This is a genomic window from Sphingomonas sp. AC522 (genome assembly GCF_979258125.1).
This window is the reverse complement of sequence record NZ_OZ409836.1, coordinates 2,151,945-2,176,334: the sequence shown is the minus strand read 5'-3', so window position 1 is coordinate 2,176,334 and position 24,390 is coordinate 2,151,945. Positions and strand designations below refer to the sequence as shown.

Sequence of the window (24,390 nt, the reverse complement as noted above, 5' to 3'; positions counted from 1 at the left end):
CCCCTCCCTTGCAGGGACGGGGATTTGCGTCCCCAACTTCTACTTCTTCTCGCCCAATTCCTTCGTAAAGAAATCCCCTGCCTCGCCCAGCATCGAAGTCCACCAATCGAGCACATCGGTGAAGTGGCGCGCGTTCATGCCGCCGATCGTCGGCACGTCATAAGCGAGCACGAAGCGGCCATCGTCCTTGACCGCAGCCTGGACGAAACGGTGCGCCGCGTTCCACTTGTTTGCCAGCGCCGGCGTGCTCGCCACATCCTTTTCGAAGATCACTTCCAGGCGCAGCGAATCGCAGTTCTTCGCTTTCTCGCAGCCATAGAAATAGACGTCGAAATGATAAGCCGCGGCGCCCTCGCTTTCGATCAGCGGATCGCCATTGGCATCCTTGCTCAGCTTGGGCTTGAGATTAGCCTTGGTCATCGCCGCCAACACACTGTCGGGATTGCTCGCGCACACCAGCCCGGCCCCGCACCCTTCGCGATCCTGCGCAAAGGCGGGCGCGGCGAACAGCGCGGCGACAATAGCAAGGCAGGTCAGGCGCATTAGGATCCCCCCGGTTTTCTTCAGCCTTATCATGCGCAGCGAGTGAGACAATCGGCGCTCCTTGTTCTTGCTATGTTCCATGCCTCCGCCTAGGCTCGCTGCATGGCGAAGAATCGGGCCATTCGCGGGGCAACGCTCAACCGGGAAAGCACGCGCTTCAACCTGCCTTCCACCGAAGCCGATGGCGACTGGCTCGACGATCGCGTGCTGATCGACGGCGAATTACCGCCACTTCGCACTACGGTGACGGTCGAGAAGCCGCGCACAATCATCACGCACAACCAGTCGCCCGATATCGCCTTCGATCGCTCGATCAACCCCTATCGCGGATGCGAACATGGCTGCATCTATTGCTTTGCGCGGCCGAGCCATGCCTATCACGATTTGTCACCGGGGCTGGATTTCGAAACCAAGCTGTTCGCCAAGCCCGACGCCCCTGCCCTGCTGCGCGCCGAGCTTTCGAAGCGCAACTATGTCTGCAAACCAATCGCGTTCGGCACCAACACCGATCCCTATCAGCCGATCGAAAGCGATTGGCGGATCACCCGCGGATGCATCGAGGTGCTGTCCGAATGCGATCACCCGATTACGATCACCACCAAGTCCGACCGCGTGACCCGCGATATCGACTTGCTCGCCCCCATGGCGGCCAAGGGGCTGGCGGCGGTGATGATCTCCGTGACATCGCTCGACCCGAAGATCGCCATGACGCTCGAGCCCCGCGCGCCCCATCCCGAGAAGCGCCTTGCCGCGATCCGCAAGCTGAGCGATGCTGGCATTCCCGTCTTCGTGTCGATGTCGCCGGTGGTTCCCCAGATCACCGATCACGAGATGGAGCACATCCTTGAGCGCGCAGCCGAGGCCGGCGCCCGAGCCGCATTCTTTCTGCCAGTGCGCCTGCCGCACGAAGTCGCCCCGCTGTTCCGCGCCTGGCTCGATGCGCATTTCCCCGATCGCGCGGCCAAGGTGATGGCAACCATCCAGTCGATCCGCGGCGGCAAGGATAACGACCCCAATTTCTTCACGCGGTTTCGCGGACAAGGCCCCTGGTCCGAATTGCTCCGTACCCGCTTCCTGATCGCGACACGGCGCTACGGCCTCGATGCCGAGCGCTTCAATGTGCGGACCGACTTGTTCCGTCGGCCCGCGGGGCCGCAGGGCGAGTTATTCTGAGCCCCGATTAACGCGGGTTGGCATTTCCCACTTGCGAGAGAGTCAGCGAGCCGACCGCAAGCGCCTGCTCACGCGTCAGGACTTCGAGCTTCGGATCGGCGAACCAGGCGTCGCCACGCCCGATGAGCAGGAAGCCGTAGCTGACATGATTGGCATAGGCCGGCACCGGACCGACGACCAGATGGACCCGCCGCCAGCCATGCGTTCCACGCAGCGGCTCGGCGCGGGTATCGCCGCCCCGCCCCCGGCGGTGGTGCTCCTCGCCTGCGACCAAATAGAAGCGCACCCGCCCCGCGTTGCGCGTCGAGACCCGTGCGGAGAAATGAAGATAGCTCCCGTGCATCCCGGCTGCGGAGACGATCAGGCGCAGCCCGCCATACCCCAGTGTGGCGGACGATCGCGCCCCGATGCACATCGGCTTGTCCGCCTCCACCGTCACCCGAAAGCGAAAGTCGCCGATCGCATTGCCCGTCCGCTGCCAGATCGCCGGCCCCAAAATCGGCTGGTCGTCCTCGTGCCAGCGGACCACGCCCTTCGCGTCGGGTCCGATCACGCGCTGCTCGCCCACCCCGCGCTCGACCGGGACCGTATCAAGGGGATCGCCTTCGCGCTCGGAGCATTGCGGCGGCGCCTGGATCACGACTTCCTTGTCGGCCAGCATGCCGGTGATGATCACTTCTTCGGCCTCCCTCCTGCGCCGCAGCGGGCACGGCGAGCACGAGGCACAGCAATGCCGCGGGATAGTAAGCCTGCCTCTTCATTGGCACATCTTCGCGAAATCGGGGAGCGGCGGGGCCGGTGGCGGCGCCATTCCGCGCGCGGCCATCGCGCCCTCCAGCCCCTGCGGCGAGGGCGGCAGCGCGGGATTCACTTCGGCGCGATAATAGGAGTCGCGCGAAGCCTCTTCGAGACTGACGAAACGGAAGCCCTTCTTGCGGTACATCTCCAGCAATTGCGGCATCAGCTTCGCGTCCAGCGCGCCGAGGTGCATCAGCAGGACATAGGGGATGTCACGACCATAGAGCATCCGCGACATTGCCCGGTAGCGATCGGCATTGGCGGCCGCGCCCGCGAGCCACGCTTTCTCCAATTCGGCAAGCGCCGCATAATCCTGCTTCGCCACACAGCGCGCATAGGGCCCGGTATAGGCCCAGTCGCTGAAATCCATTGTGACGGTGGCGACCTTGTAGCCCTTGGCGGCAAGCAGCTTGCGGATCCGCGCGCGCTTCCCCGGATCGGCTGCGGCTTCGGCCAGGAAGGGATAGCGGAACCAGTGCCAGTCCGCCGCGCCCATCTTGGCCGCCAGCAACGCTTCGTTCTTCGTCAGTTCCTCGGCGAATTGGGCGTCGGTCATCTGATCGAGATTGGCGTGGCTCCAGCCATGATTGCCGAGCGTCAGCCCCGCCGCGCGCCACGCGTCGAGCACCGTCCCGCTTCCCACCGCATGCTCCAGCAGCACGCCGTTGACGAAGCCGGTCGCAGGCGCGTCCGCCGCCTTCAGCGCGGCAATGATCCTGTCGCCCACCTCGGGCCATTTCGTGCCCTCCGGCAATGCGCCATGGGCCGGCATGTCGTCGAAGGTGAGCGCGATCATCGGCGCCGCCGCCGGCGTCCCCTGCCCCTTGTCCTTCGATTTGGGCGAAAGCAGCGAGAGCGGAACTGCATCGGCCATCACCTGATAGCCCATCATCGAGGGATGCAGCCCGTCGCCCGAATCGAGATCGGCGCGCAGCACCAGGGGGTTGGCGGAGTTGCGAAGCACGGCGTCGAAATCGACCACCCCATCGAAATTGCCCGGCGCGCGGATCCAGGCGTTGACTGCGGCGCGATCGGCCTCATTGGCAGCGTCCGGGTGGTAATAAGCCGAGGCACCGTCGGGCATGATCGTGCCGCCAATCACCTTGATGCCCCGCGCCTGGGCGCGGCTGACGATCTGCTGAAGGGTGGCGATCATCTCGCGGACGAGCGCGGCATGTTGCTCGGGCGTGGCCGGCGCATCGCGGGTCAGCGTGCCGAGATCGTTGATCCCCTCGACCACGATCAGATGCGTAACCCCCGGCGGCGACAGCACTTCGCGCTCGAACCGCGCTAGTGCGTTCGGCCCGAGCCCGTCGAGCCGCAGCCGGTTGCCGCCAATGCCGGCGTTGAGCACGGCCATGTTCCGCGTCGCGGGATCGGCCTGCATGCGGCGCATCAGCGCATCGCCCCAGCGCAGATTGGTATTGGGCTGAACGCCATAGCCATCGGTGATCGAATCCCCGAGCAACACCACCGCCGAGCCGCCCGATGCATCCACTTCGACGCCGCCGATCAGATACCAGCGCGTGGCGGTCTTGGCGCCCGGCAGATCCGCCGCCGCGACCTGATCGCCCCGCGCGAAATAGCTGGTCGCACGCGCGCCGGGATGGCTCGTCTGCCGGTCGGGTGCCCGTGGCAGATACAAGCTGATCGTCAGGTCCGCTCCCGCTTCGACCGGCAGCGCAACCGGATCGGACCAATATTCGGCGCCTGCAGGAATGACCGCACCTGCCTCGCCATTGAAGGTCACCCGCTTGAGACTGGCGGTATCGATCTTCGCGCTGGCATTGCCCGCCGAACGCGCGATGGTTACCGCGCCGATCGCCAGCGGCGCATTGCCGAAGACGTTGGACAGGCGCAAGCGGAGCTGCTTGCCGCCAAGCGAAATGCGGATCACCTGGCGCAGCGTCGCATCGGTGAGGTCGGCATCGGCGGCAATATTCTCGCCGGTCGGCACCATCAGCGCGGTCGCCCAGCTGGCGACCCAATGCGGCCGCTCCTGCGCTTGTGCTGCGGGCACGAGGCACAGCAGGACCATTGCCCAAAGGGCGCGCTTCATCCTCATCCCGCTTCCCACCCTATGCTTGTGGTAGCGTTACCATAAGGGCTGCGCGCGCGATGGCAAGCGGCCGAGGGTCAGAACCCCAGCCGCCCGCTCGCCCCCGGCTTCGCATCCGCCTCCCCACGGAGCATCGCGAGGATCGTGGGGACGCTGTCGCCAGTGAAGCGCATCTGCCGCTTCACCACTGCGAAATCGCCCGCAGTCAGCCCGGCGATCTCCGCAAGTTCGCCCGGCGCCGCCACCCCAAAGAAGCGCCTGAATGCCATCGCTGCCCGCGCCGCGCCCAGCGGCTTGAGCTCCAGCTTGAACACGAAACGCCGCAGCGCCGCGGGGTCGAGCCGACCGGCATGGTTGGTGGCCGCCACAAACGGCAGCGGGTGCCGGTCGAGCCAGGTCAGCAGCTCGTTGACCTGAGTGACTTCCCAGCTGTTGCGCGCAGTGCTGCGATCGAAGAGCAGCGAATCCACTTCGTCGAACAGCAGCACCCCGCCTTGCCGCTCGGTCTCGCGGAACGCCTCGGCGATGCGCGCCTCGGTCCCGCCGACCCATTTGGAGAGCAGATCGGAAGCGCGCTTGACGATCAACGGGCGATCGAGCGCACGCGCCAGATGATGCGCAAGGCCGGTCTTGCCAGTGCCGGGCGGGCCGGTAAGCAGCAACGAGATATCGGCAGGCGCGCCGGGTACGGAGATCCGCTCGAACAGAGCAGGCAAATCGCGATCGGTCTCGAACAGGTCGAGATCTACCTCGCCTTCCTGCGCCACCGTCAGCGGCACGCCTCCTCGTAGCGCGAGGACGAGCGATTCCGCCACCTGCGCCACGTCGCTGCCGACACCTGCCAGCCGCCCGGTGCGCGCCGCAACGCGGAGCACCGACGCCGCTTCGGGCGCCGCCTCGACCAGATTGCGGACCGCGGAAGCGAACACAACGCCCTCGTCGCGCGCCACGCGGTCGGCAAGCCGCCCCGCCGCGCGACGCGAGGGGCGATCCAGCTTTAGCACGAAACTCATCCGCCGCAGGATCGCCGGATCGACATTGTCGATCGCATTGGTCGTCCAGATTACGGGCACCGGGTTGGTCTCGATTAGGCGGTTGACCCACAGCTTCGATCCCTGCCGGCCGCGCGTGCGATCCCCTTCGTCATGCCTGGCATCGCCGATCATATCCTCCATCTCGTCGAACAGCAGCAGCGTGCCACTGCGGCCGGCGAGCATCCGATGTGCGAGCTTGAGCGCCGTGACGCGTTCGAAGCGCGTCGGCTCGTCGCCATCATCGTCCGCCTCGCCAACGCTGTGAAGCACCGCGCCCGCCGCCTCGGCCAGCGTCCGCGCCAGCTCGGTCTTCCCAGTGCCCGGCGGCCCGTGGAGCACGATATTGACTCCCTCGGCCCGCTCTTTCAGCGCGCCGCGCAGCAGGCGGACGAGCAAGGCGATATCGGCTTCGTGCCCGGCGAAATCGTCGAGCGCGAGCGTGGCATTCTGGCGCGGTCCGACCAGCGCGTCGAGCAAGCCGCCGTTATGACAAACCGGGCGGGTGAGCACCCGTTCCAGCGTCCAGCCGATCTCGATATCCATGCCTCCGCCCCGCCGCGCGAAGGTGCGCACCAGGTTCAGTCGCAGCGCCTGGCTGTGGCGCAGGCCATGCGGCTCGATCCCCGCGACATCCGCGAGGACGTCGCCGAGATCGGCTTCGTGATCGAGCATCAGGCGCGCCAGCGTGCGCGCTCGCAGGCAATGCTCGATCACCACCGCCGAGGCGAGCACGCGCGTGTCCGCCGCGTCGAAGCCCAATGCTTCCGCGACTTGCGCCGCGATCCCGATCGCGCGCGGCTGTGCCTCGTCGCCCGGCAACGCGCCGGCGAGTAGCGTTTGAAGCGTACGCCAGCCGAGCCGCTTGGTCGCAGCATCGCCCAGCAGCCAGCGCGCGTGCGGACGCGCCCAGCCAAGTACCGCCTTTGCCAGCGGCGAAGTGCCGGGCGCATCCCGGCCGATCCGGAGCAGCATCGCCCGGACCACATCATGTTCGTGCATCATGTACCCATCCCGGCTCGCGGGGCGGACGCGCGGACGCGCGGCTACCCGACGGGCTTGTCAGTCAGTTGTGGGATTTCCGCGGGAGTGCTCGTCACGCCCCGCGGCGCCTGGGCAGGCGCTTATGGGAGAGTGCGGACGCTTCCCCGGGCAGTCCCGGCTATGAAGTTGAAGTCCAACAATCCATTTCTCCGAATATGTGCGGGCCTGAGCCCGCAGCGACGCGGGCCCCTAAAGCAATCATTGCGGGCGCGCAAGGTTTCGCGATCGAATGCGATCCTTGCAATGTAGGATTTGAGATGCTTGACCGGCGCAGTTCGTCTCCGCGCGAACCGATCTTTTACAGTGTCGAACCGTCTTTCGCGAACCCCCATGGTCAGTGCGAACATTGGGAACATTCGCGGCCATGACCGCTATTTCTGGCGACTCTTCATCAGCGGCTGGATGCGCGTCCCGAAATTCTCGACGCCTTCCAGGAAGTGGTCGAAGGTCAGCAGCACACCGCCGGTGTTCGGCACTTCGGCCATCTCGTCGAGCATCCGCGCGATGCTTTCGTAGGACCCGACCAAGGTCCCCATGTTGATGTTCACCGCCCCCTCGGGCGCGGCAAGTTGGCGGACATTGGTGGTCGGGTTGTGCTTGTCCGCCGCGCCCTGATTGGCGAGCCAGGCGATCGCTTCGTGGTCGACGCCGTCATTGTACGACTTCCACTTGGCCATCGCCTCCTCATCGGTCTCGGCGGCGATGACCATGATGAGGACGAAGACCGACACGTCGCGGCCGGTCTTCTCGGTCGCCACCGCGAGCCGCTCGTTGTTGGAGGCGAAGGCTGTCGGCGTGTTGACGCCCTTGCCGAGGCAGAAGGCATAGTCCGCCCACTTGGCCGAGAAGGCGAGCCCCTCGTCCGACGATCCCGCGCAGATGATTTTCATGTCGCCCTGCGGCGTGGGCTTCACGCGGCAGTCGTCCATCTGGTAATATTCGCCCTTGAAGTCGGACGTTCCGGTCTCCCACAGCTCGCGCAGGATGCCGGCATATTCGTCGAGCATCTGGTAGCGGTTGCGGAAATGCTCGTCGCCCGGCCACATCCCCATCTGCGAGTATTCGGGGCGCTGCCAGCCAGTGATCAGATTGAGCCCGAAGCGGCCATGGCTGATGCTGTCGATCGTGTTGCACATCCGCGCCGCGAAGGCGGGTGGGATGACCAGCGTCGGGCAGGTCGCATAGATCTTGATCTTGCTGGTCACCGCCGCGAGCGCGGCCATCAGCGTGAAGCTCTCCAGGCCATATTCCCAGAACTCGGTCTTGCCGCCAAAGCCGCGCAGCTTGATCATCGAGAGCAGGAAATCGAGGCCGTGCTTCTCCGCGGCAAGCGCGATCTCCTTGTTCATGTCGAAGCTGGGATGGTATTGCGGCGCGTTCTCGCTGATCAGCCAGCCATTATTGTTGATGGGGACGAAGACGCCGACCTGCATGGTGTTAGCTCCTGAGAAAATCGAGCACGATGGAATTGAAACGTTCTGGATCAGTAACGTTGCAGGCATGACCGCCCCAGGCAAGCGGCACAAACTTCGCCCAAGGCACGGCCTCCGCCAGCTCGCGGACGCGAGCGACAGGCACGAGCATATCGTCCTGCGTACCAATTACCAGCCAACCTGACGTTGCGGTGAGATCGATCAGCTCGGGCTCATAGGACTGGACTGCGGCGATACGCTTCTCAACCGTAGCGTTTTCCGGGAAGACCGCGAGCTGATGGCGCGCCTCTTCGCGGAGTTCTTGATCGTGACCGGATATCCAGTCAGGCGGGAACAGGAACAGCGGCTGCGCGTGGATGTAAGCCTCGGGTCCACTTTTGCGCAGCAACTCCAGCCGCACATCGAAACAGCGCTTCGTATGGGGATCAAGATGACGCCAGCCGTTTATGATGATCAACGGCTCGATCCGCGTGGTCACAATCGCCAGTTCGATGCCGATCATCCCGCCTAGCGCGTGGCCTATAAACCCTGCCGTCTCAATTCCGAGTGCATCCATCAGAGCAAGGACATCGGCTGCCATATCCTCGACCGAATGGGTCTCGGGCAGCGCTCGGTCGCTCCGGCCAGTCCCCCGATGATCGTAGACCAGAACGCGATGATCGCGGCTCAGCGCTTCCAGATTGGGCTGCCAATAGCTCGCCGAGCCGCCGAGGCCCGAGGAGAGGATAAGCGGCGGTGCGTCTGCCGGTCCGTGCAGTTCGTAATAGAGGCCCGCGGCTTCACCCAATGTGCGCAACCGATGCGATCTCGACCAGACAATCGGGCTTCACCAAGTCGCACTTAATGCAGTAGCGCGCCGGCTTCGCACCCGGGAAATACTCGGCATAGACCTGGTTGAACGCCGCGTAGTCGGCGAGGTCCTTGAGGAAAATGTGGTTCATCGCCACGTCGGCCAGCGTCGCGCCGCCCGCCTCCAGCGTGGTTTTGATCACTTCCAGCACATGGCGAGTCTGCGCCGCGGCGTCGCCGACATGGAGCACCGCCCCGCCCTCGCCCAGCGCCAGCACGCCCGAGACATAAACGGTGTTGCCGGCCTTGGCGCCAGCCGAATAGGGCGCGATCGGAGTCGGGAATTGCGGCGGGTTGATCGGTTCGAAAGGCATCCACTCACTCCTTGGGCATCTGGCCGAACGAGCCGCAGAAATCCTGCGTGTTGCTCACCCAGCCGAAGAATTTCTCGACATTGTAGACCGTCGCGTCCTGCATCGCGGGCGGGCCAAGATGATGCGTCGCATCCTCCAACATCACGCCGAAATATTCCAAGTGGAAGCCGTCGCGAAGCGTGCTCTCGACGCAGACATTGGTGGCGATCCCGACGAATACGATCGTCTTGATGCCGCGCGAACGCAGGACACTGTCGAGCTGCGAATTAAAGAAGGCTGAATAGCGCGTCTTGCCGATGACGATGTCGCCATCCCGCGGCTTGAGGACATCGACCAAGTCATAATCCCAACCGCCGCGGGCCAGCAACTTGCCCGAAAGCTCCGGCCGCTTGCGCATCGTCTTGAGCGCGTTCGACTTGTGCCAATTTGGCGAGCCAGGACCGCCCGCCTCGACATAATTCGAATCCCAGCCATTCTGCAGATAGACGATCTGGACGCCCGCATTGCGCCCCGTTTCCAGCACCTTGGCGATCTGCCCGATCGTGCCCGCGGCGCCCGAAATGTCGAACCCGGCCTGATCGACATAGCCACCGGGCGAAGCATAGGCATTCTGCATGTCGATCACGACGATCGCGGTTTCGGCCGGGACCACGCGGATCGGTTCTGGGCGCGCCGGCAGCGTCACCGCCACTTGGCTTTGGCCTGCCGAGCCCACTGCAATCGCCGCCTGATCCATCATCTCACCCCTGCCAGCGGAGAAAGGTGGACCAGCGGCCGCGCCGCCGCAAGCACCTGTTTACTTCCTTGAATTAAGCCCTGCGGTTGGGGGGCGGACCGAAGAGGACGCTCGTGAGTCGCAACCAACTGCCGCTGAATGACCAGCAGGCCAGCCGCCGCCGCCATCTCTTTGGCTTCAGCGCGGTGATCGCCCTGGCGCTGATGCTGATCGCCATCACCTTCAACGCGCTCCACGCCGGGCGCATGCGCAAGACTGCGGAGGGCTGGCAGATGCACACGATGAAGGTGTTGCTGACTGCCGAGCAAGTGCGCTCCGCCGCCAATCTCGCATTGCGGGGAGAGCGAGGTTATCTGATCACCGGCGATCAGCAGTTTCTGGAGCCCTATATCAAGGGCAGCCGTGAAACGCCCAGGCTCGCCGCGGAACTCCGCGAGCTCACCCAGGACAATGCCGTCCAACGGCCGCTGATCGCGACGCTGGATGGGCGCATCAAGCGCTACCTCGATGTGCTCGATCGCACCGTGTCGCTGGTTCGCGGGGGGCGTAGCGGGGACGCGGTCGGCGTGGTCAAGACCGGTGCGGGCCGACGCGAGATCGAAGCGCTGCTCGCGCTGATCGATCGGATCGAGGCCGAGGAAAGACGGCTGCTGACCGAGCGCGAGACCGCCAATGCAAGCGCAGCGCTGGCCACCGAATTTGCCGATTACACGCTCGCCGCTTTAGCACTGATCTTCCTGATTATCGTGGGCTGGGCGGGGGTGCGGGCTTCGCAGGCGCGGATGACGACGCTGACGATGGAGGAGCAACTGCGCCTTGCCGCGACGACCGACGAGTTGACCGGCTTACTCAATCGCCGCGCCTTTCTGGCGGCACTCGATGCGGAACTGTCGCGTTCGGCGAGAAGCGGATCGCCGCTGGCGCTGGCGCTGATCGACCTCGATCATTTCAAGAGCGTCAATGACCGGTTCGGCCATGCCGGCGGCGATGAGGTGTTGCGCCGCTTTGCCGATACGGTGCGCGAGACGATGCGGGCGGGTGATGTTGTCGGGCGGCTAGGCGGCGAGGAATTCGGAGTGCTCATGCCCGATACCGACCAGGTCCAGTCGGGCATCGCCGGCGAACGGCTTCGCGACGCGATCGCGCGGCGGCGCGTGGTGCTGTCGACCGGGGCCCTCTGCCCGGTGACGATCAGCGTTGGCGTCGCGCACTTCAAGACCGGCGAGGAACGCGATCGGCTGATCATCCGCGCCGACGAGGCGCTATATGAGGCCAAGCATAGCGGGCGCAACCGGACCCGGCTCGCCGCCTAGGCGGCGGCGAGTTTGAAGTCCTTATACTGCTCGCGGATCGCGATCTTGAGCAGCTTGCCGGTGGCGGTGTGCGGCAGCGACTCGACGAAATGGACCTCGTCGGGCAGCCACCATTTGGCGACATGCTTTGCGAGGTGCGCCTGGATTTCGTCGGCGGTCACTTCGCTGCCCGGCTTGCGGATGACGAGCAGGATCGGGCGCTCGTCCCAGCGGGGGTGATACACGCCGATCGCCGCCGCCTCGGCCACACCGGCACAGCCGACCGCGGCATTCTCGAGCTCGACCGAGCTGATCCATTCGCCGCCCGACTTGATCACGTCCTTGGCGCGATCGGTGATCTGCATCACGCCGTCTGGGTGGAGCACAGCGACGTCGCCAGTGTCGAACCAATTGTCCTTGTCGACGCAGGGCCCGGCTTCGTCCTGGAAATACTGGCGGATGATCCAGGGTCCGCGGACCTGGAGGCGGCCCGAACTGACGCCGTCGCGCGGCTGCAGCTCGCCTTTATCGTTGACGACGCGCAGCTCGACGCCGAACGGCACCTTGCCCTGCTTGCTGACCTGTTCGACCTGCTGCTCGAAGCTGAGATCGTCCCAATCGTGCGAAGGCGCCCCCATCGTACCGATCGGGCTGGTTTCAGTCATCCCCCATGCATGATTAACGCGGACGCCCATATTCATCAGCCGCTCGATCATCGCGCGCGGGGCGGCCGAGCCGCCAATGGTGACGATCTGGAGATGCTCAGGCGCATCGCCGGTCGCGTCCATATGCTGGAACATGCCGAACCAGACGGTAGGCACGCCTGCCGAATGCGTGACCTTCTCGCGATTCATCAGTTCGCACAGGATCTTGGGCTCGTTGACCGCGCTGAACACAAACTTGGCGCCGACCGCGGCGCAGGCGAAGGGCAGCCCCCAGCCGACGGCATGAAACATCGGCACGATCGGCAGCACCACGCTTTGCGTCGAAAGATCGAACTCGGCGGGCTGCAATTCGGTAATCGCGTGGATCACGGTCGAGCGGTGGGTGTAGACCACGCCCTTGGGATTGCCGGTGGTGCCGCTGGTGTAGCAGAGCATGCATGGGTCGCGCTCGTCGCCCTCCACCCAGGCATAGTTGCCGTCTTCCTGCGCCAGCAGCGCTTCGAAGGTGCCGGCATCGTCGCCATCGAAGCAGTAATAATGCTCGATGGTGGTCCATTGCGGCTTCATCCGCTCGACGATCGAAGCGAAGGCCTTGTCGTAGAAAAGCACCTTGTCCTCGGCATGGTTGCCGATGAAAGCGAGCTGATCGTCGAACAGCCGCGGATTGAGGGTATGGATCAGCCCGCCCATCCCGATCGCACCATACCAGGCCACCAGATGGCGGCTGTGGTTCATGGCCAGCGTCGCGACGCGGTCGCCCTTCTTGAGCCCGAGGCGTTCGAGCGCCTGTGCCAGCTTGCGGGCATCGCGGGAAATGCTGGCCCAACTGGTGCGGGTCTCGCTGCCGTCTGCCCAGCGGCTGACGATCTCGCGGCCCCCATGCTCGCGCGCTGCGTGATCGAGCAACCGCGGAACCCGAAGCTCGAAATCCTGCATCCCACCCAGCATCATGCTCTCCAACCCGATTTTTCGAGAGCGTAACCTTGGATGCAGCGGCGTGTCGAGAGGGCCGTGCTGGCGGACGCCGGGCGAGAATGTTGAGGAAGTTTAGTGTTTTTGGGGGTCGGGCGCGATTTGCGCCCATGAAGCGCCTGGGACGCTACACCTACGCGCCACGTTCGCGTCAGTCGCGCGACGCCTTCGCGGTACCCAAGCGACGCCGACGCGCCACCGATGCGGCCAAACTTCTGGCCTATGCCTGATAGCGAGCGTGACGCGGACAGTGCTGGCGGCTGCATCTGGCAGGGTAGAGCAGGCGAAATCCTACATTTGAAGCTTTTTATTCGACTGCGATGCGCGTGAAGCGGAAGGCGTAGCGATCCTTGCCGTCGTCCACATCCACGGAGAAGGGCAGGTTTCGCCCGCCGGCGTTGCGCCAGTCCGAATATACGGAACTGACCGGCTCTGCGCCCTTGCGGCGGATCAGCAGCTTGCGCGCCTTTCCGCCCTTGCGCTCGACGATCATCGAGACGTGCTCGATGCCCAGCGCGGGCGCGGAACGCTTGCCGCGGACCTCCTCGCAATCGCAGCCCGGCTCGACGAACGGATGGCGCGTCGAGCCCCCATTAAGTGCTTCGAAATCCAGTATGTGCGCGTGGAAATTGTGGCTGAGTACCCACAGGCCGAATTCCGCATCGAGTTTCTCGCGGCCCTTCGCGCTGGTCAGCCAGACGCCCTCGCGATCGATGGTGTAGCGGCTGTCGCCATCGGGCATGCGGCGCACATATTCGGCATCATTGGGGGCAGCGTAGCGCATGACGGCCGTGAAGTTGCGGCCGTTCGAAACGGTGACTTCTGCCTCGGCATGTACGACGGCCGGTTGAGAAACCAATGCCAATGCCAAACTTGCCGCCACTGCCGCGATACCCATTTCCGTCTCCTGGAGAAGTGGATGAGCGCGAGCCCGTGCTTTGTCTATGAGCGAGCCGCGGACGGCACCCTAAGAGCGGACCAACGGCCCGGCTCAACAGGTGACGAGCGGCGCGTGGCGTGGCGAACGCTTTCGAAGCTGTTATGGTAGCGCTCACAATCATCGTGGAGAGGAGCGCTGATGACATTTTTATTGCTGGGATTGGCCGCATTCGCCACCGGTCAGGACTCGGATCCGGTCAAGAGCAGCGGGCCGTGGGTTTCAAAATATGAGGAGCAGATGTGCGTCCTCTCGCGCGCCTACGGGGCCGATCCCGCCAAGCTGCAATTCGCGCTGCGCCCGATGCCCGGCGACGACTTCATCGAAATCGTCCTCATTACGCCCAATGCCGAGAAAGCGTTCTCGCGCGTCGGCAAGGCCAAGCTGGAATTGCTGCCAAGCGGCCAGAGCGTGGAGCCCTATTATCGCGACTATACGATGGCGGGCGGCGGGAAGCGGATGGTGCGCTTCTTCGTCAAGCGCAGCGATATCGGCGACCTGCCCGCCTCGACCTCGCTGCGGATCACGCTCGACAAGGAGATCCGGCATCTGGCGCTGACCCGCGCGGCGGAGGCGCTGAAGGCGATCCATGGCTGCGAGGACGAAATGCTGCGCGGCTGGGGGATAGATCCCGAAGCAATGCGCAATCTCGCTACCCCGGCCAAGCCGCTGACGCCGGAAGCGACCTGGCTGAAGGGCGATGATTATCCCGCGCACGCAACGACGCGCTCCCAATCCGGCAGCGTTCGGTTCCGCTGGACCGTCGATGTGGATGGCCGAGTGAAGGATTGTGCGATCGTCCAGTCGAGCGGGTTCAAGGTGCTCGACGAGACGTCCTGCCGCTTCATCACCGAGCGCGGCCGCTATGCGCCGGCGATCGACAAAAAGGGCCAGCCTGCGGTCAGTTTTCGGACCAAGACCGTGCAATGGGCGCTGATACGGCTGACGCTGCAGCAGCTGAATGGTGGCTAGGGCGCTGTCATTTCCGCTGCCGGCCCAATTGCGGACAACCGGAGCGCCATCCAAGCTATCTAGTCCCCTGGAGCGCCCATCACGATCGTGAGACGGTTAAAGGCTGGCAGGTATATGCTGAAGAGAAACAGACCCCATGACCTCGGCCCGCCTACAAAATAGCTGAAATGTCGAGGAAGCTCGGGCGAATGCCAGTCGCGGATTTCTGAATCGGCGCCTTCGGGCAAGACATAGGCCATTATCTCGTCGAACAATGGCTGGATCTCGCTCCGCCAAAGCCTCAAGCCGTCAATCGGCAGCGCAAAGGCGAACGCCAAGTCGCTGCCCAAGTCTGGATTTCTAACGAGCGAGCGAGACCTTACAATGTTGCCATCGGTCGCTTCGAGCGGCGGATCGATCAACACGGTTCCGTCGGCGAACGTCCACTCACCGCGCTTGATCAACAGCCCGGTCGATGGATCATACCAATCACCGAACAGATCTTCCCGGCCGATGGGGATATTTCCGAGTTCCAGGAGGGTGTCAGCCGCGGTCTGCGGTTCCCAAATGACCTTCATGATCGCCTCGGCGACAGTCGCTTCGCTGGCCTCCTCGACCTTGAAGACCTTGAACTCCAGAACGCCACCAGCATCACGATAATGTGAATAGGCGGCAGGCAAGGCATCGAGCTCTCTCATGGCCATTGCTTGTTGCCCGCCGAGCGTATGCTTTCCAGCCACTTTATGGAGCCCGCCGGGGAGGGCCGCGCCAGGGCTGGGCGCCATGTTGTTTCGGCGGGCAGCCGCAAACGACCCCGTTGCGGGCGAACCGGCCATCGGTCATGCTTGCCAGATGGTGGATTGGTCCGACCTTATCGTGCTGCTGCCAGAAAAGGTTTTCTGGCCTCTGTTCGCGGTCTTCTGTCTGTTCGTCGGCTTATTGGTGATCTGGGCATACAGCTAGGCAAACGGTAATTAGCTACCTGCTCCCGCCGTTTTGGCCATGCCGAGGCGGGCGCTTGTGGGTTCACCTGAACCGGCATCAGGAATCTCAAATCGTCATCCCAGCGAAAGCGGCGACCTGGAGCTGCGCAGCGCATCGCAGATAACGCTGGGTCCCCGCTTTCGCGGGGATGACGGATATGTTGGGTCGGCGGCTGGGCCTCAAGCGGCGGCAGCCAGCCGGGGATTGTCCGCCGATTTGAGCAGGGCCGAGCGAATACCGGCGAGGTTTTCGATCTTCTGAGCGAGCTCGCCGTCGAGGCGGAAGTCGCGGCCGAGGATCAGTTCGGCTTCGCCTCCGGAGATCGGCGCGCGTACCAGGATCTGGCCGCGGCCGCCGCGCTGATCTCCGACGATGCCGGCGAGAATGGGCAGGACCCGGGGATCGTCGATGGCGACATCGAGCACCAGCTGGGCGTTGTTCGCCAGGCTCTCGAACGGCTGGACGCGGCGGACCGTGACGCGTGGCGTGTCTTCGCCAGGGCGCTTGTCGAGCTCGACGGTGAGGATGCCGCAGCCCCCTGCCCGCCCGGCTTCTTCCATGTCCTTGGCGACCATTTCATCGAAGCAGGTGACCGGGGTTTGCGCGCTGGTGTCCGAGATCGTCGCCATGAGATAGCGGTTGCCGCGCGCGGAAGTGCGCCAGCGGGCGTCCTCGATCAGGGCGGCGACGGTGGCGCCGATTCGGGCGCCTTCGGGAATCGGAATTTCGCCGAGCGTGGCGATGAGACGCGCGCCGTGGAGCTTGGCGAGATGCTCGTAGCGATCGAGCGGGTGCGCCTCGAAATAATAGCCGAACGCTTCCTTCTCGGCGCCGGTGCGATCGGCCATCGACCAATGCGCGCTCTTGGGGAGCGCGATGGCGCCGCCGCCGGGTTCGGATTCGCCGAACAGGCCGCGCTGGCCGCTGATCCTGCTTTCATGCGTGCGCTGCGCGACTGCGAGGATCGTCTCGGCGGCGGCGAACACCCCGGCGCGGTTGGCCTCGACGCTGTCGAACGCCCCCGCCCCAGCCAGCGTCTCGACCTGGCGCTTGTTGAGGATGCGCGGATCGACGCGGCGGGCGAAATCGTCGAGCGACTTGAAGCGGCCCTTTGCCTCGCGTTCTTCGACGAGCTGCTCCATCGCCTTTTCGCCGACGCCCTTGAGCGCGCCGAGGGCATAGCGCACGGCATAGGCTTCCTCGCCCTTTTCCACCGAGAAATCGGCGAGGCTCTTGTTGATGTCGGGCGGCAGGCATTCGACGTTCAACCGGCGCATGTCATCGGCGAAAATCGCGAGCTTGTCGGTCTGGTGGATGTCGTAGGCCATCGATGCGGCGAAGAATTCGTGGGGGTAATGCGCCTTGAGCCAGGCGGTGTGATAGGCGAGCAGCGCATAGGCCGCGGCGTGCGACTTGTTGAAGCCGTAGCCCGCGAACTTGTCGATCAAGTCGAACAGCTCGTTGGCCTTTTGCGCGGGGATCTTGTTGTGCTCGGCGCAGCCCTTGACGAAGGTTTCGCGCTGGGCGTCCATCTCCGCCTTGATCTTCTTGCCCATGGCGCGGCGGAGCATGTCTGCGCCGCCGAGCGTATAGCCCGCCAGGATCTGCGCGGCCTGCATGACCTGTTCCTGATAGACGAAGATCCCGTAGGTCTCGTTGAGGATCGGCTCGAGCAGCGCGTGCGGATAGACGATCTCTTCGGTGCCCTGCTTGCGGCGGCCGAAGCTGGGAATGTTGTCCATCGGGCCCGGGCGATAGAGCGAGACGAGCGCGATGATGTCGCCGAAATTGGTGGGGCGCACCGCGGTCAGCGTCCGGCGCATGCCCTCCGATTCCAGCTGGAAGACGCCAACGGTTTCGCCACGCTGGAGCAGATCATAGACTTCGGGATCGTCCCAGCCGAGCGTTTCGAGTTCGACTTCTATGCCGCGATCGCCGAGCAGCTCGACGGCCTTTTTGAGGACCGACAGCGTCTTGAGGCCGAGAAAGTCGAACTTCACCAGCCCGGCCGCCTCGACATATTTCATGTCAAACTGGGTGACGGGCATGTCCGATCGCGGATCGCGATATAGGGGCACCAGCTCGGCGAGCGGGCGATCGCCGATGACGACACCGGCCGCGTGAGTCGAGCTGTGGCGCGGCAAGCCTTCGAGCCGCATCGACAGGTCGATCAAGTGGCGGACGCCCTTGTCGTTCTTATACTCGGCATGGAATTCGCTGACGCCGTTGATGGTGCGCTCGAGCGTCCAGGGATCGGTTGGGTGATTGGGGATCAGCTTGGCGAGGCGATCGACCTGACCATAGCTCATCTGGAGCACGCGGCCGACGTCCTTGAGCACCGCGCGTGCCTTCATCGTCCCGAAGGTGATGATCTGGGCGACGGTGTCGCGGCCGTATTTCTGCTGGACGTAGCGGATGACTTCGCCGCGGCGGGTTTCGCAGAAATCGATGTCGAAATCGGGCATCGACACGCGTTCGGGGTTGAGGAAGCGCTCGAACAGCAGGCCGAGCTTGAGCGGATCGAGATCGGTGATGGTGAGCACCCAGGCGACCACCGAGCCGGCGCCCGAGCCGCGGCCCGGGCCGACCGGGATGTCGTGCGATTTCGCCCATTGGATAAAGTCGGCGACGATCAGGAAATAGCCGGGGAACCCCATCTGGATGATGACGTCGAGCTCGAATTCGAGCCGGTCTTCATAGGGCTTGCGGGCTTCAGCGGACGTAATGCCGGCCTTGGCGAGGCGGGCATCGAGGCCCTGCCAGCTCAGCTCCCGCAGCATCGCCGCTTCGCCTTCGCGATCGCCGGCGAGGCTGGGCAGGATCGGCTTGCGCTTGGGGGCGGCGAAGGCGCAGCGCTGGGCGACGACCATCGTGTTCGCGATTGCCTCGGGCAGATCGGCGAACAGCGACTTCATTTCATTGGCCGGCTTCATCCAGGCATCGGGCGAGGAGCGCGGACGCTCTTCGCTGGCGATGTAGGAGGAATTGGCGATGCACAGCATCGCGTCATGCGCCTCGTGGAACGTGTCTTCGGCGAAGCAGCTGGGATTGGTCGCGACCAGAGGAAGATCGCGGGCATAGGCGTAATCGAGCAATTTGGGCTCGGCGCGGCCTTCGACTTCATCAAGCCGGCGGACGATCTCGATATAGAGCCGATCGGGGAACAGGCGCGCGAGCAGCGCCGCATAGGCCTCGGCGGCCATATCCTGCTGCTCGGCATAGAGCCGCGCGAGCGCGCCTTCGGCGCCGGCGGTCAGGCAGATCAGTCCGTCGGTGCGGCCGTCGAGCTGTTCGAAGCTGACATGGGCGTCTTCCTCGATCGGACGGTCGAGATGGGCCATCGAGACCAGGTTGCAGAGATTTTCATAGCCCACCTGATCCTGGGCATAGAGGGCGAGCCAATCGATCGGGGCGGCCACGCCATCGGGCATGTTGGGGCGCTTGACCGCCAGCAGCGTCCCGATGACCGGCTGGACGCCCGCCTTCATGCACGCTTCGGAAAACGGCATCGCCGCATACAGCCCGTTACGATCGACCAGCGCCGCGGCGGGGAAGCCAAGTTCGCGGGCGCGCTTGGCGATCGCCTTGGGCTCGATCGCACCTTCGAGCATGGTGAAACACGAAAAAACCCGAAGCGGCACGAATCCCGAATGCGACATGGGCCCAGCCTAAAGTTTGGCGCCCGCGATAGCCAGAGCCGCGCGGGATTTCGTCCACAGGATTTGGAATACCCTTTGTATCTCTGTGCATTACTCCGGTCCGCCCCTTAGCGGCGAGACGCGGATGGGGACCGCCCGGAGTGGCGGCTTGATCTAGATTGCTCCAAATCATGGTTAACACGTTTCGTCGACAGAACGGAACGGTTCATCGGAGGGCCAGAATCAGGCGTTAATAAGGCACGAATAAGGCGAATCTTGATGCTGATAGGCGTTTCAAGGGGTTAGCCAGAGTGCGAAGCGAGTCGAGGCTGGTATGAGTGCCCTGTTTCACGGTAGCGAACTTTGCGAGGTCGATTCGGACGGAAGCGTCGAGATCCCCGCATTTCTGAGCGAAGCGCTGAGTGCCAGCGAGCCCTGCGAATTGCTGCTCGCGAAGCATGAGGCCGATACCTGCCTGATCGGCTATGGACGCGAGCATCTCGCTACGCTGGCAACGCGCAACGAGCGCCGGCGGCTCGCCGAGGAAATCCGCGGCGATGATGCCCGCGCGCATTATCATCGCATGCGGCGCAGCTTCGCGCTCACCGACCGGATGCCGCGCGATGCGGCACGGATCACGATTTCGGCGGCGATGCGGCATCTGGGGCGGATCGGCCGCCACGCGCTGTTCGTCGGCGCGGGCGACAGCTTCGAGATCTGGAACCCCGAACTCGCACTGCAAAGCGACGACCAAGAATTTCGCGACCTGGTGGCCTACCGCATGGGGGCATTGGGCGCCGAGGGAGTGCATTGACATGACGATCTTCTGCAAGCTGACCGGGCACAGCGCCGGCACCGCGCACCACCATAACCAGGGGCTGGAATTCGCGATCTGCCACCAATGCGGCTGCGACCTGATCCGCGCCGAGGGCGAGGACTGGACCGAAGTGCCCAAGGGCTTCCGCGTCGTCTGGCGCGAGTTCGGGCGGACGGGCGATGCCGCTTCGGTGGCGGCCCGGATGCAGCGCCTGGCGCCGCCGCGCCGCCGCGATCCGCGAAACGCCCGGCCCAAACCGCGCCGTGACCCGCGCGGACGGCCGATCAAGGGCGCGGCATCGATGCTCGGGCTGTTCGCCGGGCTCGGCAAGCTGATCGAGGGCGATGAGGACAAGGAAGCGCGGGGCATGGAAGCCAGCGGCCAATATGTGATCTGCCTGCCATATGCGGGCAACCGGTAAGGGGGACAGCCTCAAGGGTGCGTTTTGCCGCGCACGCTGTCTCCCCAAACGCGGTGGTGGGGCGCCTCCTCCCGCCCCACCGCCGCGTCATCGATCGGAAATGGAGCAAATGGCCGCGGATTTCGGTGCGGCTTAGGCACCGGTCTCCATAACGGAGACGCTTGTGCTGGCCGCGGGCGCTGACCGCGCCAGCCTGATGCGATGCGCATTCTGTTGCTCGCCGCCCTGCTCGCGATCGGCCCCGCAGTGAACCCGTGCAGCGCCAGCGGTTCCGCTGCGGGCTGTTGCCGCGTGTGCACCAAGGGCAAGGCGTGCGGCGACAGCTGCATCGCCCGGCACCTCAAATGCCACAAACCGCGCGGCTGCGCCTGCGACGGCTGAGGCTCAGAGCAGCTTTTCGATATCGGCTTCGATTGCCTCGGGCTTGGTGGTGGGGGCATAGCGCTCGACGGTCTTGCCCGCACGATCGACCAGGAACTTGGTGAAGTTCCACTTGATCCCCTTCGACCCCAGCAGGCCCGGCGCCTCGGCCTTGAGATGCTCGAACAGGGGTGCGGCCTGGGGGCCGTTTACGTCCACCTTGGGAAAAACTGGAAAGGTCACGTCGTATGTGAGCGAGCAGAAGTTCGCGATCTCGGCGGCATCGCCCGGCTCCTGCGCGCCGAACTGGTTGCACGGGAAGGCCAGCACCGCGAAGCCGCGATCCTTATATTTGCGGTGAAGCGCCTCGAGCCCTTCATATTGCGGCGTGAAGCCGCATTTGGAGGCGGTGTTGACGATGAGCAGCACCTGGCCGGCATAGGCCGAGAGATCGGCCTCGCCCGTTGCAGTGCTCACGGGAATCTCGGTGATCGCGGTCATGCGCCGTCTCCGTCATATCGGGCCATCAGCCGGTCGAGGTTACTTCGCACACCCGGCCATTCGTGCGCCATGATCGAATAGACCGCGCTGTCGCGCAAATGCTCGCCGATGATGAGGTGCCCGCGCAGCACGCCATCGAGCCGCGCGCCGAGCCGCTCGATCGCGCGGCGCGACGGGTGGTTGAGGAAATCGGTGCGGATCTGGACGACATTGACGCCGAGCGCTTCGAAGGCATGGCCGAGCAGCAAGCGCTTCGCTTCGGTGTTGAGCCCGGTGCGCTGGACGCGGGGCGCATAGAGCGTGCCGCCGATCTCGACCCGGCGATGCGCCTTGGCCATTCGCAGGAAGCGCGTGACGCCCGAGATACTGCCGTCGCGGTCGAGCACGGTGAAGGGCATCGCCCTCCCCGCTTGCCGATCGAATTCGATGCGTTCGAACCATGGATCGAAGCTCGCCTCGTCGGGGACTGTGGTGGTGAACTGGTCGGTCAGCCCGGCGAAGACCGCCAGCAGTTCGGCGCGATCCTCCCAGACCATCGGGCGCAGGGTGACGTGACGGCCGGAGAAGGTCGGCGTCTCCGTCCAGGCGTTCACTCCAGCACGCCCTCGTGCAGCCGCACGACGCGGTCCATCCGTTCGGCGAGGCGCTCGTTATGCGTCGCGATCAGCGCGGCTGAGCCTTCGCCGCGGACGAGGTTAAGGAATTCGGCGAAGACCTTTTCGGCGGTCGCCTCGTCGAGATTGCCGGTGGGTTCGTCGGCAAGGACGAGCGCCGGGCGATTGGCCAGCACTCGGGCGACCGCAACCCGCTGCTGCTCGCCACCCGAAAGCTGGTTCGGCCGGTGCGTGAGACGGCCGCCAAGGCCGAGCGTGGTGAGGAGATGCTCGGCGCGCCTATCGGCATCGCGGCGTTCGGCGCCATGGATCATCTGCGGGAGCACGACATTCTCGAGCGCGTTGAAATCGGGCAGGAGATGATGGAACTGGTAGATGAAGCCGAGGCTGTCGCGGCGCACTTCGGTGCGGCCGCCATTGTCGAGCTGCGCGGCTTCCTTGCCGGCGATGCGGATCGAGCCCTCGAACCCGCCCTCGAGCAGGCCGACTGCCTGGAGCAGAGTCGATTTGCCCGCGCCCGAGGGCCCGAGCAGCCCGACGATTTCGCCCGGGCGCACGTCGAGATCGACGCCGCGAAGGACGTGAATGACTGCCTCACCCTGCGTGAAGCTGCGCTGCAGGCCGCGGGTCTGGAGGATCGGTTCACTCATAGCGAAGCACCTGGACCGGATCGGTGCTCGCCGCTTTCCACGCCGGATAGAGCGTGGCGAGGAAGCAGAACAGCAAGGCCATTACGCAGATGCCGATCGTCTCGAACGGATCTGTCTTGGCCGGAAGCTCGGTGAGGAAGCGCATCGACGGGTCCCAGATCTGCTGGCCGGTGACCAATCCGATGAACTGCACGACCTGCGCGCGGAAGGTAATGAACAGGAAGCCGAGCACGCCGCCCGCGGCGACGCCAACTGCGCCGATGGCAGTGCCGACGGTCACGAAGATGCGCATCAGCCCGCTGCGCGTCGCGCCCATCGTGCGAAGCACTGCGATGTCGCGAGTCTTGGCGCGGACCAGCATGATCAGCGACGAAACGATGTTGAACGAGGCGACGACGAGAATGATCGAGAGGACGGTGAACGACACGACGCGATCGACCGACAGCGCTTCGAACAACTCGCGGTTCATCATCCGCCAGTCGGTGATCTGCCCCCGCTCGCCGACCTTTTCGGCCAGCGGCGCGAGGATCGTGGCGACCTGATCGGCGTCCCTGGTCTCAAGCTCGACCATCGAGACGCCGTCGCCGAGCAGGAGCAGCGTCTGCGCGTCTTCCATCGGCATGATCACGAAGATCTTGTCGAAGTCGTAGACGCCGACCTCGAAGATCGCCGCGACCTTGTAGCTCACGGTGCGGAACATCGTGCCGAAGGGTGTGGCGGCGCCCTGGGGATTGATGATAGCGATCTCGCTGCCGATGGTCGCGCCGAGCGACTGGGCGAGGCGGCTGCCGATCGCGACTTGCTCGCCGCCGGGCTTGAGATCGGAGAGCTTGCCCAGCACTTCCTTGCCCCTGAGCGAAGGATTGGATTGGATGTCCTCGATCCGCATGCCGCGGACCTGGGCGAATTCGACGCGGCCGTTGTTGCTGGCGAACAAGGGCTGCTCAATCAGCGGAGTTGCGTCCGTCACCCCCGGCGTGGCTTTGGCGTCGGCGACGACTTGGCGCCAGTCGCGTAATTGCCCGCCATAGCCCTGGACCACGGCATGGCCGTTCAATCCGGTGATCTTGTCGAAGAGTTCGGCGCGGAAGCCGTTCATCACGCTCATCACCACGATCAGCGCGGCGACGCCGAGCATAACGGCGATGAGGCTGAACCCGGCGACCACGGCGATGAACGCTTCGCTGCGCCCCGGCAGCAGATAGCGTTTGGCGATCATCCGCTCGTAGCGCGAAATCAGCATTGCTTGCTCGGGGCCGCTCTATCCATCGTGCGGCTGCTCTAGGGCACCTTCGCCGCGGCTGGCAATGCGTCCGCGCCAATTCCTATCGCGCATAGGTATGTTGCGGAATCGACACAGGGTGACGTCAAACTGCCGCGGCGGCGCGCAAAGCCGGTGACAAAGGCGGCGAGCGCCCGTAGCACGCCCAAATCGAAACGCAGGCAGCAATGGCCGTGGTTCGGGGAGGGCTTAGTCCCGCTTGTTGGCAAGAACGAGCGCGTGGGCGAGGCCTGACAAAGGGGGCTGACGAGCAGTCGTCACGCAGGCGGCCGGGCTGGAAACAGTCCGGCCGTTTCGCATTGGGCCGGTGGCGCCGGGAACATTCC

22 protein-coding genes are annotated in these 24,390 nt (G+C 64.6%); 6 read left to right on the top strand and 16 right to left on the bottom strand.

Annotated elements, in window-relative coordinates; translation table 11 throughout:
- Positions 1-39 precede the first annotated feature (39 nt).
- Entirely contained in the window at positions 40-543 is a 504-nt protein-coding gene (locus ACZZZM_RS10775; protein WP_463595098.1) for a YbjN domain-containing protein, read from the bottom strand.
- 102 nt (positions 544-645) lie between these two features.
- Between ACZZZM_RS10775 and ACZZZM_RS10770 the strand changes: the two genes are divergently transcribed.
- The gene (locus tag ACZZZM_RS10770) at positions 646-1,716 is read left to right on the top strand and encodes a PA0069 family radical SAM protein (RefSeq protein WP_463595097.1); all 1,071 of its coding nucleotides are present in this window, start codon (positions 646-648) and stop codon (positions 1,714-1,716) included.
- 7 nt (positions 1,717-1,723) lie between these two features.
- Here ACZZZM_RS10770 and ACZZZM_RS10765 read toward each other — a convergent pair whose 3' ends face one another.
- The 7 genes from ACZZZM_RS10765 to rutB form a co-directional block, all read right to left on the bottom strand.
- On the bottom strand, positions 1,724-2,392 hold the full coding sequence (locus ACZZZM_RS10765) for a hypothetical protein (protein WP_463595096.1): 669 nt from the start codon (positions 2,390-2,392) through the stop codon (positions 1,724-1,726).
- An 81-nt stretch (positions 2,393-2,473) separates the two neighbouring features.
- On the bottom strand, positions 2,474-4,573 hold the full coding sequence (locus ACZZZM_RS10760) for a GDSL-type esterase/lipase family protein (RefSeq protein ID WP_463595095.1): 2,100 nt from the start codon (positions 4,571-4,573) through the stop codon (positions 2,474-2,476).
- 77 nt (positions 4,574-4,650) lie between these two features.
- Entirely contained in the window at positions 4,651-6,609 is a 1,959-nt protein-coding gene (locus ACZZZM_RS10755) for an AAA family ATPase (RefSeq protein ID WP_463595094.1), read from the bottom strand.
- A 410-nt stretch (positions 6,610-7,019) separates the two neighbouring features.
- The gene (gene rutA, locus ACZZZM_RS10750) at positions 7,020-8,081 is read right to left on the bottom strand and encodes a pyrimidine utilization protein A (RefSeq protein ID WP_463595093.1); all 1,062 of its coding nucleotides are present in this window, start codon (positions 8,079-8,081) and stop codon (positions 7,020-7,022) included.
- A gap of 4 nt (positions 8,082-8,085) precedes the next feature.
- Complete coding sequence (gene rutD, locus ACZZZM_RS10745) at positions 8,086-8,868, bottom strand: pyrimidine utilization protein D (protein WP_463595092.1); 783 nt, start codon at positions 8,866-8,868, stop codon at positions 8,086-8,088.
- Positions 8,861-9,244 carry a pyrimidine utilization protein C gene (rutC, locus tag ACZZZM_RS10740; RefSeq protein ID WP_463595091.1) on the bottom strand — a complete coding sequence of 128 codons (384 nt, stop codon included), beginning with the start codon at positions 9,242-9,244 and terminating at the stop codon, positions 8,861-8,863. Before rutC ends, rutD begins: the two co-directional genes overlap by 8 nt.
- Positions 9,245-9,248: 4 nt before the next feature.
- On the bottom strand, positions 9,249-9,980 hold the full coding sequence (rutB, locus tag ACZZZM_RS10735; RefSeq protein WP_463595090.1) for a pyrimidine utilization protein B: 732 nt from the start codon (positions 9,978-9,980) through the stop codon (positions 9,249-9,251).
- 113 nt (positions 9,981-10,093) lie between these two features.
- On the opposite strand from rutB, the gene ACZZZM_RS10730 reads away from it, so the two are divergent.
- Positions 10,094-11,293 carry a diguanylate cyclase gene (locus ACZZZM_RS10730; RefSeq protein ID WP_463595089.1) on the top strand — a complete coding sequence of 400 codons (1,200 nt, stop codon included), beginning with the start codon at positions 10,094-10,096 and terminating at the stop codon, positions 11,291-11,293.
- Here the strand turns inward: ACZZZM_RS10730 and ACZZZM_RS10725 are convergent.
- On the bottom strand, positions 11,290-12,885 hold the full coding sequence (locus tag ACZZZM_RS10725) for a long-chain fatty acid--CoA ligase (protein WP_463596426.1): 1,596 nt from the start codon (positions 12,883-12,885) through the stop codon (positions 11,290-11,292). The genes ACZZZM_RS10730 and ACZZZM_RS10725 overlap by 4 nt on opposite strands.
- A gap of 331 nt (positions 12,886-13,216) precedes the next feature.
- A complete protein-coding gene (locus tag ACZZZM_RS10720) occupies positions 13,217-13,807 on the bottom strand; it encodes a hypothetical protein (protein ID WP_463595088.1) in 591 nt (196 codons plus the stop codon).
- Between the two features lie 180 nt (positions 13,808-13,987).
- Between ACZZZM_RS10720 and ACZZZM_RS10715 the strand changes: the two genes are divergently transcribed.
- Positions 13,988-14,818: an energy transducer TonB gene (locus ACZZZM_RS10715; protein WP_463595087.1), complete on the top strand. Its 831-nt coding sequence runs from the start codon at positions 13,988-13,990 to the stop codon at positions 14,816-14,818.
- A gap of 59 nt (positions 14,819-14,877) precedes the next feature.
- On the opposite strand, the gene ACZZZM_RS10710 is transcribed toward ACZZZM_RS10715, so the two are convergent.
- Together ACZZZM_RS10710 and dnaE are read right to left on the bottom strand one after the other, a co-directional pair.
- A complete protein-coding gene (locus ACZZZM_RS10710) occupies positions 14,878-15,633 on the bottom strand; it encodes a hypothetical protein (RefSeq protein WP_463595086.1) in 756 nt (251 codons plus the stop codon).
- A 327-nt stretch (positions 15,634-15,960) separates the two neighbouring features.
- Positions 15,961-19,440, bottom strand: a complete 3,480-nt coding sequence (gene dnaE / locus ACZZZM_RS10705) for a DNA polymerase III subunit alpha (protein ID WP_463595085.1) — start codon at positions 19,438-19,440, stop codon at positions 15,961-15,963.
- A gap of 313 nt (positions 19,441-19,753) precedes the next feature.
- Between dnaE and ACZZZM_RS10700 the strand changes: the two genes are divergently transcribed.
- The 3 genes from ACZZZM_RS10700 to ACZZZM_RS10690 all read left to right on the top strand — a co-directional run bounded on the left by ACZZZM_RS10700 (position 19,754) and on the right by ACZZZM_RS10690 (position 21,038).
- Positions 19,754-20,233, top strand: a complete 480-nt coding sequence (locus tag ACZZZM_RS10700) for a hypothetical protein (RefSeq protein WP_463595084.1) — start codon at positions 19,754-19,756, stop codon at positions 20,231-20,233.
- 1 nt (position 20,234) lies between these two features.
- Positions 20,235-20,657 (top strand): hypothetical protein, encoded by a 423-nt coding sequence (locus ACZZZM_RS10695; RefSeq protein WP_463595083.1) that lies wholly within the window; start codon positions 20,235-20,237, stop codon positions 20,655-20,657.
- A 201-nt stretch (positions 20,658-20,858) separates the two neighbouring features.
- The gene (locus ACZZZM_RS10690; RefSeq protein ID WP_463595082.1) at positions 20,859-21,038 is read left to right on the top strand and encodes a hypothetical protein; all 180 of its coding nucleotides are present in this window, start codon (positions 20,859-20,861) and stop codon (positions 21,036-21,038) included.
- Between the two features lie 3 nt (positions 21,039-21,041).
- On the opposite strand, the gene ACZZZM_RS10685 is transcribed toward ACZZZM_RS10690, so the two are convergent.
- The 4 genes from ACZZZM_RS10685 to ACZZZM_RS10670 are packed head-to-tail and all read right to left on the bottom strand — an operon-like array spanning position 21,042 to position 24,025.
- On the bottom strand, positions 21,042-21,518 hold the full coding sequence (locus ACZZZM_RS10685) for a glutathione peroxidase (RefSeq protein ID WP_463595081.1): 477 nt from the start codon (positions 21,516-21,518) through the stop codon (positions 21,042-21,044).
- Entirely contained in the window at positions 21,515-22,111 is a 597-nt protein-coding gene (locus tag ACZZZM_RS10680; RefSeq protein WP_463595080.1) for a GNAT family N-acetyltransferase, read from the bottom strand. The genes ACZZZM_RS10685 and ACZZZM_RS10680 overlap by 4 nt, the downstream gene beginning before the upstream one ends.
- The gene (locus ACZZZM_RS10675) at positions 22,108-22,782 is read right to left on the bottom strand and encodes an ABC transporter ATP-binding protein (protein ID WP_463595079.1); all 675 of its coding nucleotides are present in this window, start codon (positions 22,780-22,782) and stop codon (positions 22,108-22,110) included. Before ACZZZM_RS10675 ends, ACZZZM_RS10680 begins: the two co-directional genes overlap by 4 nt.
- The gene (locus tag ACZZZM_RS10670; protein WP_463595078.1) at positions 22,775-24,025 is read right to left on the bottom strand and encodes a lipoprotein-releasing ABC transporter permease subunit; all 1,251 of its coding nucleotides are present in this window, start codon (positions 24,023-24,025) and stop codon (positions 22,775-22,777) included. The genes ACZZZM_RS10675 and ACZZZM_RS10670 overlap by 8 nt, the downstream gene beginning before the upstream one ends.
- Positions 24,026-24,390: the final 365 nt, after the last annotated feature.

Coding starts and splice junctions, on each gene's coding strand:
- ACZZZM_RS10775 (WP_463595098.1), bottom strand. CDS start 543: ATGCGCCTGACCTGCCTTGCTATTGTCGCCGCGCTGTTCGCCGCGCCC.
- ACZZZM_RS10770 (WP_463595097.1), top strand. CDS start 646: ATGGCGAAGAATCGGGCCATTCGCGGGGCAACGCTCAACCGGGAAAGC.
- ACZZZM_RS10760 (WP_463595095.1), bottom strand. CDS start 4,573: ATGAAGCGCGCCCTTTGGGCAATGGTCCTGCTGTGCCTCGTGCCCGCA.
- ACZZZM_RS10755 (WP_463595094.1), bottom strand. CDS start 6,609: ATGATGCACGAACATGATGTGGTCCGGGCGATGCTGCTCCGGATCGGC.
- rutA (WP_463595093.1), bottom strand. CDS start 8,081: ATGCAGGTCGGCGTCTTCGTCCCCATCAACAATAATGGCTGGCTGATC.
- rutC (WP_463595091.1), bottom strand. CDS start 9,244: ATGCCTTTCGAACCGATCAACCCGCCGCAATTCCCGACTCCGATCGCG.
- rutB (WP_463595090.1), bottom strand. CDS start 9,980: ATGGATCAGGCGGCGATTGCAGTGGGCTCGGCAGGCCAAAGCCAAGTG.
- ACZZZM_RS10725 (WP_463596426.1), bottom strand. CDS start 12,885: ATGCTGGGTGGGATGCAGGATTTCGAGCTTCGGGTTCCGCGGTTGCTC.
- ACZZZM_RS10720 (WP_463595088.1), bottom strand. CDS start 13,807: ATGGGTATCGCGGCAGTGGCGGCAAGTTTGGCATTGGCATTGGTTTCT.
- ACZZZM_RS10715 (WP_463595087.1), top strand. CDS start 13,988: ATGACATTTTTATTGCTGGGATTGGCCGCATTCGCCACCGGTCAGGAC.
- ACZZZM_RS10710 (WP_463595086.1), bottom strand. CDS start 15,633: ATGGCCGGTTCGCCCGCAACGGGGTCGTTTGCGGCTGCCCGCCGAAAC.
- dnaE (WP_463595085.1), bottom strand. CDS start 19,440: ATGTCGCATTCGGGATTCGTGCCGCTTCGGGTTTTTTCGTGTTTCACC.
- ACZZZM_RS10700 (WP_463595084.1), top strand. CDS start 19,754: ATGAGTGCCCTGTTTCACGGTAGCGAACTTTGCGAGGTCGATTCGGAC.
- ACZZZM_RS10695 (WP_463595083.1), top strand. CDS start 20,235: ATGACGATCTTCTGCAAGCTGACCGGGCACAGCGCCGGCACCGCGCAC.
- ACZZZM_RS10690 (WP_463595082.1), top strand. CDS start 20,859: ATGCGCATTCTGTTGCTCGCCGCCCTGCTCGCGATCGGCCCCGCAGTG.
- ACZZZM_RS10685 (WP_463595081.1), bottom strand. CDS start 21,518: ATGACCGCGATCACCGAGATTCCCGTGAGCACTGCAACGGGCGAGGCC.
- ACZZZM_RS10675 (WP_463595079.1), bottom strand. CDS start 22,782: ATGAGTGAACCGATCCTCCAGACCCGCGGCCTGCAGCGCAGCTTCACG.
- ACZZZM_RS10670 (WP_463595078.1), bottom strand. CDS start 24,025: ATGCTGATTTCGCGCTACGAGCGGATGATCGCCAAACGCTATCTGCTG.